This is a genomic window from Pseudomonas sp. RGM2987 (assembly GCF_022952855.1).
Classification (GTDB): Bacteria; Pseudomonadota; Gammaproteobacteria; order Pseudomonadales; family Pseudomonadaceae; genus Aquipseudomonas.
In genome coordinates, this window is sequence record NZ_JALJDX010000184.1 from 32,571 (window position 1) to 46,132 (window position 13,562).

13 protein-coding genes are annotated in these 13,562 nt (G+C 60.6%); 7 read left to right on the plus strand and 6 right to left on the minus strand.

What is annotated here, in order from left to right; all coding sequences use genetic code 11:
- Positions 1–13 precede the first annotated feature (13 nt).
- Both gcvT and gcvH read left to right on the plus strand, forming a co-directional pair.
- Entirely contained in the window at positions 14–1,096 is a 1,083-nt protein-coding gene (gene gcvT / locus RGM2987_RS11720; RefSeq protein WP_245141064.1) for a glycine cleavage system aminomethyltransferase GcvT, read from the plus strand.
- Between the two features lie 54 nt (positions 1,097–1,150).
- Positions 1,151–1,534: a glycine cleavage system protein GcvH gene (gcvH, locus tag RGM2987_RS11725; RefSeq protein WP_245141066.1), complete on the plus strand. Its 384-nt coding sequence runs from the start codon at positions 1,151–1,153 to the stop codon at positions 1,532–1,534.
- A 174-nt stretch (positions 1,535–1,708) separates the two neighbouring features.
- On the opposite strand, the gene RGM2987_RS11730 is transcribed toward gcvH, so the two are convergent.
- The 5 genes from RGM2987_RS11730 to RGM2987_RS11750 form a co-directional block, all read right to left on the minus strand.
- A complete protein-coding gene (locus RGM2987_RS11730) occupies positions 1,709–2,029 on the minus strand; it encodes a DUF2388 domain-containing protein (protein ID WP_170846005.1) in 321 nt (106 codons plus the stop codon).
- 65 nt (positions 2,030–2,094) lie between these two features.
- The gene (locus RGM2987_RS11735) at positions 2,095–2,544 is read right to left on the minus strand and encodes an NfeD family protein (protein WP_245141068.1); all 450 of its coding nucleotides are present in this window, start codon (positions 2,542–2,544) and stop codon (positions 2,095–2,097) included.
- Positions 2,545–2,553: 9 nt separating this feature from the next.
- A complete protein-coding gene (locus RGM2987_RS11740) occupies positions 2,554–3,474 on the minus strand; it encodes an SPFH domain-containing protein (RefSeq protein ID WP_245141071.1) in 921 nt (306 codons plus the stop codon).
- Positions 3,475–3,597: 123 nt separating this feature from the next.
- Complete coding sequence (locus tag RGM2987_RS11745; RefSeq protein ID WP_245141074.1) at positions 3,598–5,385, minus strand: type II/IV secretion system protein; 1,788 nt, start codon at positions 5,383–5,385, stop codon at positions 3,598–3,600.
- Positions 5,386–5,529: 144 nt separating this feature from the next.
- Positions 5,530–5,862 carry a hypothetical protein gene (locus RGM2987_RS11750; RefSeq protein ID WP_245141076.1) on the minus strand — a complete coding sequence of 111 codons (333 nt, stop codon included), beginning with the start codon at positions 5,860–5,862 and terminating at the stop codon, positions 5,530–5,532.
- Between the two features lie 125 nt (positions 5,863–5,987).
- On the opposite strand from RGM2987_RS11750, the gene RGM2987_RS11755 reads away from it, so the two are divergent.
- Positions 5,988–6,458 (plus strand): Lrp/AsnC family transcriptional regulator, encoded by a 471-nt coding sequence (locus RGM2987_RS11755; protein ID WP_245141078.1) that lies wholly within the window; start codon positions 5,988–5,990, stop codon positions 6,456–6,458.
- Positions 6,459–6,612: 154 nt separating this feature from the next.
- Here the strand turns inward: RGM2987_RS11755 and RGM2987_RS11760 are convergent, their stop codons facing one another.
- Positions 6,613–7,980, minus strand: coding sequence for a CYTH domain-containing protein (locus RGM2987_RS11760; RefSeq protein WP_245141081.1), 1,368 nt, complete (start codon positions 7,978–7,980; stop codon positions 6,613–6,615).
- A gap of 158 nt (positions 7,981–8,138) precedes the next feature.
- On the opposite strand from RGM2987_RS11760, the gene argE reads away from it, so the two are divergent.
- The 4 genes from argE (at position 8,139) to RGM2987_RS11780 (ending at position 13,475) form a co-directional block, all read left to right on the plus strand.
- Positions 8,139–9,296: an acetylornithine deacetylase gene (gene argE / locus RGM2987_RS11765; RefSeq protein ID WP_245141084.1), complete on the plus strand. Its 1,158-nt coding sequence runs from the start codon at positions 8,139–8,141 to the stop codon at positions 9,294–9,296.
- A gap of 132 nt (positions 9,297–9,428) precedes the next feature.
- The gene (argA, locus tag RGM2987_RS11770; RefSeq protein ID WP_245141086.1) at positions 9,429–10,727 is read left to right on the plus strand and encodes an amino-acid N-acetyltransferase; all 1,299 of its coding nucleotides are present in this window, start codon (positions 9,429–9,431) and stop codon (positions 10,725–10,727) included.
- Positions 10,728–11,200: 473 nt separating this feature from the next.
- Positions 11,201–12,547, plus strand: a complete 1,347-nt coding sequence (locus RGM2987_RS11775; RefSeq protein WP_245141089.1) for an OprD family porin — start codon at positions 11,201–11,203, stop codon at positions 12,545–12,547.
- 289 nt (positions 12,548–12,836) lie between these two features.
- The gene (locus RGM2987_RS11780; RefSeq protein WP_245141092.1) at positions 12,837–13,475 is read left to right on the plus strand and encodes a peroxiredoxin; all 639 of its coding nucleotides are present in this window, start codon (positions 12,837–12,839) and stop codon (positions 13,473–13,475) included.
- Positions 13,476–13,562: the final 87 nt, after the last annotated feature.

The window sequence follows — 13,562 nt, forward strand, 5'->3', positions numbered from 1 at the left end:
GAAGGAGAAACCCATGGGACAGCGTACGCCTCTGTATGACCTTCATCTCGCCCTTGGCGCGAAGATGGTCGATTTTGGCGGTTGGGATATGCCTCTACATTACGGCTCGCAAGTCGAGGAGCACCATCAGGTGCGACGCGACTGCGGTGTGTTCGATGTTTCCCACATGACCGTAATCGACGTGACGGGCCCCCAGGCCAAGGTCTGGCTACAGCGCCTGCTGGCCAACGACGTAGACCGCTTGCAGGACACAGGACGTGCCTTGTACAGCACCATGCTCACTGAGCGCGGCGGCATCGTCGACGACATGATCATCTATCGTGTCGACGACGGCTATCGGCTGGTCTTCAATGCCTCGACCCGCGATCAGGACCTGGCCTGGATGCAGGCACAGCTCGGCGAGTACGCCGTGCAATTGCACGAGCGCCCCGAGCTGGCGATGCTGGCGATCCAGGGCCCTCAGGCCCGGCATAAAATCGCCGAACTGGTCAGCCAGTCCCGCAGCCAGTTGATCCAGCAACTCAAGCCTTTCGAAGGGCGCGCCGATGGCGACTGGTTCATCGCCCGTACCGGCTACACCGGCGAAGATGGCCTGGAAATTGTCCTGCCGGCCCACGAAGCCCCGAGTTTCTTCAACGACCTGGTGGGAGCCGGCATCTCTCCCATCGGCCTCGGCGCCCGTGACACGCTGCGTCTGGAGGCTGGCATGAATCTGTATGGCCAGGACATCCACCAGGACGTTTCGCCGCTGGCTTCGAACATGGCCTGGAGCATCGCCTGGGAGCCGGCAAGTCGTCAGTTCATCGGCCGCACTGCGCTGGAAGCCGAGCTGGCGGCCGGTGTGCAATACAAACTGGTCGGCCTGGTGCTGGAAGAGCGCGGCGTCCTGCGTGCCCATCAGGTGGTCCGTATCGCCAATGTTGGCGAAGGGGAGATCACCAGTGGTAGTTTTTCTCCTACGCTTAGCAAGTCAATCGCCCTGGCACGGGTGCCGATGGCGACCGCTGACCGTGCCGAGGTAGAAATTCGTGGCAAGTGGTACCCGGTGCGAGTGGTCAAGCCGACCTTCGTGCGTCATGGCAAAACCCTGATCTAACCTTTTCTTGCGGCAGGTGGCTTGCCGCTGACACTTCTCTTGAGGACACAGAATATGAGCGATATCCCTGCCGAACTGCGTTTCGCCGAAAGCCACGAGTGGGCACGCCTGGAGGCTGACGGCACCGTCACCGTAGGCATCAGCGACCACGCGCAGGAAGCCTTGGGTGATGTGGTGTTTGTCGAGCTGACCGAGGTCGGCAAGGTCTTTGCCGCGGGTGATCAGGCCGGAGTCGTGGAGTCGGTCAAGGCTGCTTCCGATATCTATTCCCCGATTGCGGGTGAAGTGATCGCGATCAACGAAGAACTGGGCGGCGCGCCGGAGTTGCTCAACTCTGATCCGTACGGCGCCTGGATCTTCAAGCTCAAGCCAAGCGACAAGGCCGAGCTGGACAAGTTGCTGGATGCGGCGGGTTACCAGGCTGCCATCGGCGAGTGACTCAAAACCTGTGGGAGCGGGCTTGCTCGCGAAAGCGGTGTGTCAGTTAACGGATTTGTTGTTGATCCACCGCGTTCGCGAGCAAGCCCGCTCCCACAAGATGGTGGATACAGTCTTTAATTGCAGGCAAAAAAATGCCGCTCAATCGAGCGGCATTTTTCTATCGGCTGGAAATCAATCCTGGGCGACGGCGTTTTTCGCCAGGATCGCGTTGGCCAGTTCCATGTCGGTGGCTTGCAGGCCTGGGTTGTCGGCACGGACTTTCTGCATTGCCGCTTCCAGGTATGGTCCACGAATGCCGCCGTCACTGGCGACGAAGCTGCCGGCGTCGTCCTGGGCGGCGACGATCAGCTTGTGATCCTTGAAGGTCAGGTAGGTCGAGCCGGTGGTCGCACCGGACGAAATGACGTTACGCCAAAACGTGTCGGCCATTGCCGAGCCAACGGGAAGCGACAGCAAGGCCAGGGTAGCGACAGCAAGTTTGAGACGCATGATAGGTGACTCCACTGGGTTAACTACTCATTTTGAGCGTCGGCCACCCGGTTCAGTTCCATGACCTGTCAGTCATGGCGTTCCACCCTCAATACCGCGCCTTCCTGTGCAACCACCCTGACCCGAGTGCCCACCGGGGCTTCAGGGCCCTTTACCAGCCACACACCATCGGCCACCTTGATCTTGCCACGCCCGTCGACGATGGCTTCGTGTACCTGGAACGTCTTGCCTATCAGCTCCTGCCCACGCAGGTTCAGAAGCGGCTGGTCACTCTCGCGTATGGCGCTGCGCTGGCGGCGCCACCAGTAGAGCGCCGTCGCCATGGCGAACAGGCCAAACAGCAGGAACTGGAGCTCCCATGACAGCTGCGGGGCAAGGAACGTCAGCACGCCGACGGCTGCCGCGGCCATGCCGATCCACAGCAGGTACCCACCGGCACCGAATACTTCCAGGATCAGCAGGATGACGCCCAGCGCCAGCCAATCCCAATACGACAAGTGTTGCAGGAAAGACCACATGGGCGAGCCTCAGGCTTTCTTGCTGTCGAAGGTGGCCTTGACGATCTCGCCGATGCCACCAACCGCACCGATCACCTGACTGGCCTCCAGCGGCATCAGGATCACCTTGCTGTTGTTGGCCGAGGCCAGGCGGCCCAGGGCGTCGATATATTTCTGTGCGACGAAGTAGTTCACTGCCTGGACGTTGCCCTGGGCAATCGCCTCGGACACCACCTTGGTGGCGAGCGCTTCGGCTGCGGCTTGGCGTTCACGGGCCTCGGATTCGAGGAACGCGGCCTGGCGGCTGCCTTCGGCTTCGAGAATCTGCGCCTGCTTCTTGCCTTCGGCGGTGAGAATCGCCGAGGCCCGCAGGCCTTCGGCTTCCAGGATCTGGGCGCGCTTGATCCGTTCGGCTTTCATCTGCCCCGACATCGCGGCCATCAGGTCGGCCGGTGGGCTGATGTCCTTGATTTCGATCCGGGTGATCTTGATGCCCCACGGTGCGGTGGCTTCGTCGATGGTACGCAGCAGCTTTTCGTTGATGGCATCGCGCTGGCTCAGCATCGCATCCAGTTCCATCGAGCCGAGCACAGTGCGGATATTGGTTTGCAGCAGGTTGCGGATGGCATGTTCGAGGTTGTTGACCTCGTAGGCAGCCTGGGCCGTGTTGACCACTTGGAAGAAGCACACGGCATCGATTTGCACCGTGGCGTTGTCGGACGTGATGACTTCTTGCGGCGGGATGTCCAGCACGCTTTCCATCACGTTCATCTTGCGACCGATGCGGTCCATCACCGGAATGATGATGTTCAGGCCGGGCTTGAGCGTGTTGGTGTAGCGCCCGAAGCGCTCGACGGTCCATTGATAGCCCTGGGGTACGACCTTGAAGCCCATGAGCAGGATGGCGACCACCAGGGCGACGAATAATAAAAGTACGCTGCCGATTTGCATGACTGTTCCTTGTTCGGTTGATGACTTGATCCTGAGTGTAGGGCAATCGGCCATTCTCTTCGCTTGGGTTCCCTTCGGTTTGTTTGCAGAATCCTTCCATTCGCTGGCGGATGCGAGCAGGCCCTATCTCTGCTCGCTCTGGGGCGTCACCCGCAGCACCTCTTCAACCGTCGTCAGTCCGGCGGAGACTTTCTGCGCGCCAGACAGCCGCAGGCTGCGCATGCCTTCCTTGAACGCCTGGCGCCGCACTGCCAGCAGGTCGGTATCCGGATGGATCAGCGCCTTGACGCTGTCGGTCAGTTGCAGGATTTCATAGACCCCGGCCCGGCCGCGATAACCGGTGTCGCGACACTCCAGGCAACCGACCGCCTGTTGGGCATTGCTTGGCAAAGGCGCTTGCCACGGGCGGGTCAGGGTCTGCCAGTCGTCTTCCTCCAACGTCAGCGGGGCCTTGCAGTGGGGACACAGCGTGCGCACCAGGCGCTGGGCCATGACGCCCAGCACCGTGGCCTTGATCAGGTAGTGGGGCACGCCAAGCTCCAAGAGGCGGCTGATGGCGCTCGGCGCATCGTTGGTGTGCAGGGTCGAAAGCACCAGGTGCCCGGTCAGTGCCGCCTGGATCGCCATTTCAGCGGTCTCCAGGTCGCGGATCTCGCCGATCATGATGATGTCCGGGTCTTGCCGCATCAGCGCCCGCACCCCGGCGGCGAAGTTCAAGTCGATGTTGTGCTGGACCTGCATCTGGTTGAAGGACGCCTCGACCATTTCGATCGGGTCCTCGATGGTGCAGAGGTTGACCTCCGGCGTCGCCAGTTTCTTCAGGGTGGTGTAGAGGGTGGTGGTCTTGCCGGAACCGGTGGGCCCGGTCACCAGGACGATGCCGTTGGGCTGGCGCGTCATATCCTGCCAGCGACGCAGGTCGTCGGCAGAGAAGCCGAGCTGGTCGAAATCCTTGAGCAGGACTTCCGGGTCAAAGATCCGCATGACCATTTTCTCGCCGAACGCCGTGGGCAAGGTCGACAGGCGCAGTTCCACTTCACCGCCCTCCGGGGTCTTGGTCTTGACCCGGCCATCCTGGGGCTTGCGCTTCTCCGCGACGTTCATCCGCCCGAGGTTTTTCAGGCGGCTGATGATCGCCATCGTCACTTGCGGCGGGAATTGATAGACCGTGTGCAGCACGCCGTCAATGCGAAACCGCACGGTGCCCTGCTCGCGGCGCGGTTCGATGTGGATATCGCTGGCCCGCTGCTGGAAGGCGTACTGGAACAGCCAGTCGACGATATTGACGATGTGCGCGTCGTTGGCGTCGGGCTCCTGGTCGCTGGCGCCCAGGTTGAGCAACTGTTCGAAATTGCTCAGGTTGCTCGGCTGCTGGTCAACCGTGGTAGCGCCGCTGACCGATTTGGCCAGGCGATAGAACTCCACGCTCAGACGCTGGATGTCCACCGGGTTGGCGAGCACCCGCTTGACGGGCAGCTTGAGCACGTGGGTCAGGTCGGCTTCCCAACTGCTGACATACGGCTGGGCACTGGCGACGGTGACCGAATCACGATCGACCGCCACCGCCAGGATCTTGTGGCGCTGGGCAAAGGCATAGGACATCAGCGGGGTAACGGCCGCTACGTTGATCTTCAGCGGGTCGATACGCATGTAAGGTTGGCCGGCCTGCTGGGACAGCCACAACGTCAGGCTTTCGAGGTCCAGGCGCTTGCCGGGTCGGCTCAGATCATCCAGATGCTGGTTGGCGATGAACTCCAGTGGATGCAATTGGCTGCTGGCGCTGTGGCGTCGGCGGGCGTTGAGCGCGGTTTCGGCCGCGTCCTGGTTGATAATGCCTTGGGCAACCAGTTGGCGTAGCAGATCATTGAGGTCCAGCCAGCGATCCTGAGTGGCGGCGTGTTTGGTGGACATGCGGTTTCCTATTGGACAGTTGCAGCAAAGCCGCGATACAGACGCTTCTGCGTCTTCGCTCGGTCTGCAAAAGAATAGTCCCGACACCGCGGACCGTTGGGCCACTACCCGACCAATGCGTTACGAATTCTTGCCTTTGGCTGCTCAACCTGCCGCCAGAACCGGCGCAACCCGCGCAATATCAGCCGCTTGCAGCTCCACGGAGCACACGCTGATCAGGTTACGCAATTTTTCAGCGATCACCTGGGCACGGTGCCAGCTCACTCCGTCCACCCCGATGTCCATGGACAGCAGATCGTCGTGACGCTCGACGTGAACCTGCCGCGGGATAAGGCCTTGTAAGGCAAACAGATTCAACGCCCGACACAACAGATCGGGCTCGGTTTCGGCCAGCAGGCGGTACTGCACGTGGCAATGGGGATTGGCGGGATGCCATGCATCGGCGCGAGCAGGGGCAAGGGTGTCGAGTGAAGGCATGTGGTTTCTCCTGGAGGCGGGAGAAATGTTTACATGGGCGAGCCGGTATTTCCTGTCTAAAATTCCTTATTTTAGTGATGTGCGGGTTTAATTAATTCGTCGGCACCACGGCTATAGGTTTAATTATGCAAAATGAGTTGGACGGTTACGACCGCAAGATATTGGCGCTGCTGCAGGAGGATGCTTCGCTGTCCAGCGCGCAGATTGCCGAGCAGGTGGGTTTGTCCCAGTCGCCGTGTTGGCGCCGGATCCAGCGGATGAAGGACGAGGGGATCATTCGCAGCCAGGTGACCCTGTTGGATCGGAAGAAAATCGGCCTTAACACGCAGATCTTCGCCGAGATCAAACTCAATGCCCACGGTCGGTCGAATTTCACCGAATTCACCGAGGCGATCCGCGGCTTTCCCGAAGTGCTGGAATGCTACGTGTTGATGGGCGCAGTGGATTTCCTGCTGCGTATCGTCACGGCGGACATCGAGGCGTATGAGCGTTTCTTCTTTGAAAAGCTATCGATGGTGCCGGGGATTCAGGAAGTGAATTCGATCGTGGCGCTTTCGGAGATCAAGTCCACGACGAGTCTGCCGGTGGTGCGCTGATCCGATTTCAAAGGAGTCAGTACCGGCCCTTTCGCGAGCAAGCCCGCTCCCACATGTTAGTCCTCAGTGAACACAGGCAATGTGTACGACAAAGACCTTATGTGGGAGCGGGCTTGCTCGCGAAGGCGATATTTCAGACACCGCAAAATTTTGATTACAGGCGCAACAAAGTCTTCCACGCCCGATTCTGATACACCGCAATCGCCTGGTGCTTGCGCGCATCCAGGGTTTCGTCGGTAATCGGTTCGTTGGCCAGTTGCGCCAGTTTGTTCAGCTCGCCATAGAGACGATCCATTTCTGGCACTTCCAGCACCTGACGGGCGTGGTGCAGCCAGGACTGGATGCGTTCGATGCGCGGCAGTTGCTCGGCGAGGTCTTCCGGTTGCTGCTGGTAGCGTTGCAATTGCAGGGAGGTGGCTTCCTCGCCCAGCAGGCGAGGCAGCCAGCTGCCCAGTTGCGCGGCGCCCTGGCGGTTGCCACGGGTGTTGCGCTCGGCGGCCCAGCTACGGGCCAGCAGCCAGCGCGCGGTATTGAGGGAGAACAGGCCCCAGCGTGGGTCCTGCAGCTCCTCGAGGAACTGCTCCGGCGCCGCCTTGCGCACGTCTTCATCCTCCACACCGGCCTGCACCAGCGGGCGCCAGTCTTCCAGCAATGCATCCAGGGCGACACGCAGGTCATGGGTCGATTGGCGCGGCGCGGCCTGGCCGAGGCTGCTGAGCAGGGCGCGCAATTCGGCGAGGTTCTCTACCCAATCCTGCAAAAGGCGCCAATGGCCATTGAAGCGGTATTGCTCGGCCAGACGCTGGCTGCTGCCCAGTAGGTGCCAGCTCAGCGCGGCAAAGGCGTCGTCCAGCGGCATTTCGGCGCTCAGTTGCGGCGCCGGCAGGCTCAGGGCATAGCTGGCCGCGTCATGCAGGCGATAGCCGCGTTCGGCCTTGCTGATGTCGCAAGGCATCAGGGGCAGGGTCTCAGCCAGCTCGGCGGCCAGTTCCAGCAGGGCGGCGGGTTCGCCTTCGCGCAGTTCCAGCTCCAGCTCGCAGATCTCTTCCTTCTGCTTGCCGACCACCACATGGCCCAGGTCGAGGGCGGCTTCGATGACCACCTTGCCCTTGCCACGACCCCAGGCGATTTCCGCACGTTCGCGAACGAAATCGGTGGTGAAGATGGCCTTGAGGGTTTTCTTGTCCAGGTCCGCGAGGGCCTCGGGCCAGCATTCACCGTCGAGTTTCTTCAGGTCGAGCTTGGCCTTGGGCAGGTGCCAGTCGTATTCGTTGCGCTCGGACAGGCCGGCAATGCTCTGGCCGCGGGTCTTGAGGGTCTGGATCACCTCTTCACCGTCGCGACGCAGGCGCAGGGCGACCTTGGCCCGGGCCAGGTCACGCTCCGGCGTGTCGAAGTACTGATTCATCAATTCGTGGCGTTCCCAGCCACTCTTGTTACGTTTTTTCAGCAGCGGATGCTCGCGCAGGGCTGCCAGGGTCTCGCGGCTGACGCGGAGTTTGATTTCGGTTTCTTTCTGCATGGCCGGAAAATCCAGGGATCGGGTGCGCAGCCGGGAAAGGGTGTGGCTGCCAAGGTCGTGCAGTGTACAGGAGTCATCCGTCCTACGTGCCGCGACGGTTTCTTCCATGCGCCGGATGGTTCTATGATGGACGCCAAATCGTAAGCCCGGAGTCAGCGATGCCTTTGCCATCCATGAAAGATCAGTTCGCTGCCCTGATCGCCACGCCTTCGGTCAGCTGTACCCAGCCGACGCTGGATCAGTCCAACAGTGCCGTGATCGAGCTGCTGGCGGCCTGGCTCGGAGACCTCGGGTTCCTCTGCGATATCCAGCAGGTCAGCCCCGGCAAGTTCAACCTGCTGGCAACGTACGGCAGTGGTCCTGGTGGCCTTGTGCTGGCCGGTCACAGCGATACGGTGCCGTTCGACGGTGGGCTGTGGCAGACCGATCCGCTGAAGCTCACCGAAGTCGATAATCGCTGGATCGGGCTGGGCAGCTGTGACATGAAGGGTTTTTTTGCCCTGGCAATCGAAGCGCTCAAGCCGCTGCTGGACCAACCGTTCAAGCAACCCTTGTTGATCCTCGCCACCTGCGACGAAGAAAGCTCCATGGCTGGTGCCCGGGCCCTGGCCGATGCGGGGCGGCCACTGGGACGGGCGGCGATCATTGGCGAGCCGACCGGCCTGCGGCCGATTCGCCTGCACAAAGGCGTGATGATGGAGCGCATCGACATTCTCGGGCGCAGCGGGCATTCCTCCGATCCGAGCCTGGGCCACAGCGCCCTTGAAGCCATGCACGACGCCATGGGCGAACTGCGCGGCCTGCGCTTGCAATGGCAGCGCGAATTTCGCAATCCGCAGTTCACGGTGCCCCAGCCGACCCTGAACTTCGGCTGCATCCATGGCGGCGACAACCCCAACCGGATCTGCGGCCAATGCTCCATGGAATTCGACCTGCGCCCCTTGCCCGGCATGGACCCGCAGGTGCTCCGTGCGGCCATCCAGCAGAAGCTCAACCCCATCGCCGAGCGCCATAAGGTCAAGATCGACTACGCGCCGCTGTTCCCCGAAGTGCCGCCGTTCGAGCAGTCCGAAGACTGCGAACTGGTGCGCGTGGCCGAGCGACTCACCGGCTACGTTGCCGAAGCAGTGGCGTTCGGCACCGAAGCGCCTTATCTTCAGCGCCTTGGCTGCGAGACCCTGGTGCTCGGCCCTGGCGATATTGCCTGTGCCCATCAACCGGGCGAGTACCTCGAAATGTCACGTATACAACCTACCGTGCAGTTGTTGCGGCAACTGATCGGACATTACTGCCTGACGCCGGCCTCCGCTGGCTAAATTGCCCGCTCGCGGGCCCGTATTCATAAGGAGAGCGCGCGTGCCGCCAAGCCTGTTCCGACGATAACCACCAGCCCGCTGTGCGTCCTGCTTCGTCTTTTTTCGGCTGTTATTTATTACAGGCCCAGGTTCATGCCCGAATACGTCAATTGGCTTCGTCACGCTTCGCCCTACATCAATGCCCACCGCGATTGCACCTTCATCGTCATGCTCCCCGGCGATGGGGTGGAACACCCTAATTTCGGCAACATCGTCCATGACCTGGTGCTGTTGCACAGCCTCGGCGTGCGCCTGGTACTGGTCCATGGTTCGCGCCCGCAGATCGAAACCCGCCTCGCTGCGCGAGGCCTGACCCCTCATTACCATCACGGCATGCGCATCACCGATGCGGCGACACTTGAGTGTGTGATAGACGCGGTTGGCCAACTGCGCATCGCCATCGAGGCGCGCCTGTCGATGGACATGGCGTCCTCGCCCATGCAGGGCTCGCGGTTGCGGGTGGCCAGCGGCAACCTGGTCACCGCGCGGCCCATCGGCGTGCTGGAGGGCGTGGATTACCACCACACCGGCGAAGTGCGCCGGGTCGATCGCAAGGGCATCAACCGCTTGCTGGACGAGCGTTCCATCGTACTGTTGTCGCCGCTGGGCTATTCGCCCACCGGGGAAATCTTCAACCTCGCCTGCGAAGACGTCGCCACCCGGGCGGCCATCGACCTGGCCGCCGACAAGCTGCTGCTGTTCGGCGCCGAGCAGGGGCTGATCGGCGAAGATGGCCGGTTGGTGCGCGAACTGCGCCCGCAGCAGGTTCCAGCCCACATCCAGCGCCTGGGCAGCGACTATCAGGCCGAGCTGCTGGATGCGGCGGCCCAGGCTTGCCGTGGCGGCGTAGCACGCAGCCATATCGTCAGCTACGCCGAGGACGGTGCGCTGCTGGCAGAATTGTTCACGCGCGATGGCAGCGGCACGCTGGTGGCCCAGGAACAGTTCGAAGTGGTACGCGAGGCGGCCATCGAAGATGTCGGCGGCTTGCTGGACCTGATCAGCCCGCTGGAAGAGCAGGGGATCCTGGTGCGTCGTTCCCGGGAAGTGCTGGAACGCGAGATCGAACAATTCAGCGTGGTAGAGCGCGAAGGCATGATCATCGCCTGCGCGGCGTTGTACCAGATCGCCGATTCGGATGCCGGCGAGCTGGCCTGCCTGGCGGTGAACCCGGAATACCGCCACGGTGGCCGGGGCGATGAATTGCTCGAGCGGATCGAGACCCGTGCCCGTGCCCAAGGGCTCAAGACCCTGTTCGTGCTCACCACCCGTACCGCCCACTGGTTCCGTGAGCGCGGTTTCGAGCCCAGCAGCGTGGACCGGTTACCGGCAGCGCGTGCGTCGCTTTACAACTATCAGCGCAACTCGAAGATCTTCGAGAAAGCCCTGTAGGTATAACGCCCCGTTACTGTGCGTCAGGCTGCACTCTTTTTGACTTCGGACAAGGAATTGTCCGCAGAAAAAAACCGAAGATTGCAGCCTGTCGCAGGTTTGCCCATGAAGCGTAAGCCACCGCATCTTCTTTCCGGCCTTGAGATTGAAGGATCTGTGCCCTGTAAAGGTGCAGACGAACAGTCCATTCAGTAATCCGCATACTGGCCGATACCCCTATCGCGATTTGACGAAGCTTTGATGGCAGCTATATTTCAAAATAATCTGAAAAGTGCTGAAACAATTCTTTTTGGAAGTATCGAGAATCCATTATTCTGCGGGCCGGAATCGCGGGGTTAGACAATGGTCGTAATCACAAAGGGTTACGATTGACTTGCCAGTCACACTCTGGCGCTAATCGCGCATCCGCGGATTCAGGGCATTCGACCCGGAACCAAAGAAACACAAGAATTAGAAAACGAGAGGAGCGAAGCATGAACAAGTCCACCTTGGCCCTGGCCGTGGCCGTTGGGGTTTTGGCGCAGCAGGCAGGCGCCGCCGGTTTTATCGAAGACAGCAAGGCTACCTTGGGTCTGCGTAACTTCTACATCAACAACGACAACCGTGATTCGGCTGCCACCACCAACAAAGCTGAAGAATGGGGCCAGGGTTTTGACCTGCGCTTCACCTCTGGCTACACCCAGGGCACCGTTGGCTTCGGTATCGATGCCATTGGCCTGTTGGGTATCAAGCTGGATTCGGGCGGTGGCACCAATGGCGCCTCCAACAACAGCTACGGCGGTACGGTCTTCCCAAGCAAGTCTAACGGCGAAGCGGTGGATAACTACTCCAGCCTGGGCCTGACTGCGAAAGCCAAGATTTCCCAGACCGAGCTGAAGCTGGGCACCCTGCAGCCAAAACTGCCAGTGATCGTGACCAACGATGGTCGTCTGCTGCCGCAAACCTTCCAGGGCGGCCAGATCACCTCGAACGAAATCAAGGACCTGACCCTGGTGGGTGGTCAGATCGAGCACGCCAAAGGTCGTAACTCCAGCAACAACGAGGAGTTGTCCATTGCCGGTGCGAACGGTCGTACCGCAAGCGGTCGCGATAGCAACAAGTTCATCTACGGTGGCGGTGACTACAAAATCACCAAGGACCTGACTGCCCAGTACTACTACGGCAACCTGGACGACTTCTACAAGCAGCACTTCCTGGGTCTGGTTCACAACTGGGCCATCGGTCCGGGCGTACTGAAATCCGACCTGCGCTATTTCAACAGCCGCAGCGACGGTGCCAACGGTAACGATTCCACTTACTACAGCAGCGGTAACTACACCGGTTCTACCTCCGGCCGGGGTAAAGTCGACAACAACCTGTACAGCGGCTTGTTCCTGTACACCGTTGCCGGTCACACCTTCGGTGGCGGCTACCAGGTCAGCAACGGTAGCAGTGATTTCCCTTGGCTGAACCAGGGTGACGGTTCGTCGGCTTACCTGACCACCGACATGCAGATCGCCAAGTTCGCCCGTGCCGGCGAACGTACCTGGCAGGGCCGCTACTCCTACGACTTCGCCAAGCTGGGCGTGCCTGGCTTGACCGCTGGTGTGATCTACCTGCGCGGCGACAACATCGACACCGTCGGTTCCAATGGTCGTGAGAACGGCTCCGGCCGCTCCGAGTGGGAACGCGACATCACTGTCGGCTACGTCGTACCGGAAGGTCCGCTGAAGAACGTTGGCGTAATGTGGAAAAACGCTACCTGGCGCAACGACGTCCCAGGTCAGCGCGACCAGGACGAAAACCGCCTGATCGTCAGCTACTCGCTGCCGCTGCTGTAAGCAACACGCACGCGTAACGAAAAAAAGCCCCGCCCGGCATCACGCCGAGCGGGGCTTTTACGTTTTCGAGTCAGGCCCACCCCTGTAGCCTTTCTCGAAACAACTCCTCTTTCAGCAACTCGAGGCCTTCTCGAACCTCGCAGGGGATCTTCTGCCCATAGACAGGCCTGCGCCAGTGAACAGTTTTTTATATTCACAATAGTTCTAATAAGATCAATATTTATTCTTTTTAAAAGCGCCGGAACCGAGGCACAGTCAGGCTCCACAACACCTCACAAGGAGCCGCATCATGAGCCTCAGACTCGGCGACATCGCCCCCGATTTCGAACAGGATTCCAGCGTCGGCAAGATCCGTTTCCACGAATGGCTCGGCGACAGCTGGGGCGTGCTGTTCTCTCACCCGGCGGACTTCACGCCAGTGTGCACCACCGAACTGGGGTTCACCGCCAAGCTCAAGGATGAGTTCGCCCAGCGCGGCGTCAAGGCGATTGCTCTCTCGGTAGACCCGGTGGATTCCCATCACAAGTGGATCGAGGACATCAACGAGACCCAGAACACTGTGGTCAATTTCCCGATCCTGGCCGATGCCGATCGCAAGGTGTCGGACCTGTACGACCTGATCCACCCCAACGCCAGCGACACCTTGACCGTGCGCTCGCTGTTCGTGATTGACCCGAACAAGAAGGTTCGCCTGACGATCACTTATCCGGCGAGTACCGGACGCAATTTCAACGAGATCCTGCGGGTGATCGATTCCTTGCAATTGACCGACAACCACAAAGTCGCCACCCCGGCCAACTGGCAGGACGGTGATGAAGTGGTGATCGTGCCGTCGCTCAAGGATGAGGAAGAGATCAAGCGGCGCTTCCCGAAAGGCTATAGGGCGGTGAAGCCCTATCTGCGCCTGACACCGCAACCGAATCGTTGAATAGAGTAGGAAGACACCACTCTCTCTGTGGGAGCGGGCTTGCTCGCGAAGACGGTGGGTCAGGTTAAGCAATGTCGCCTGATACAC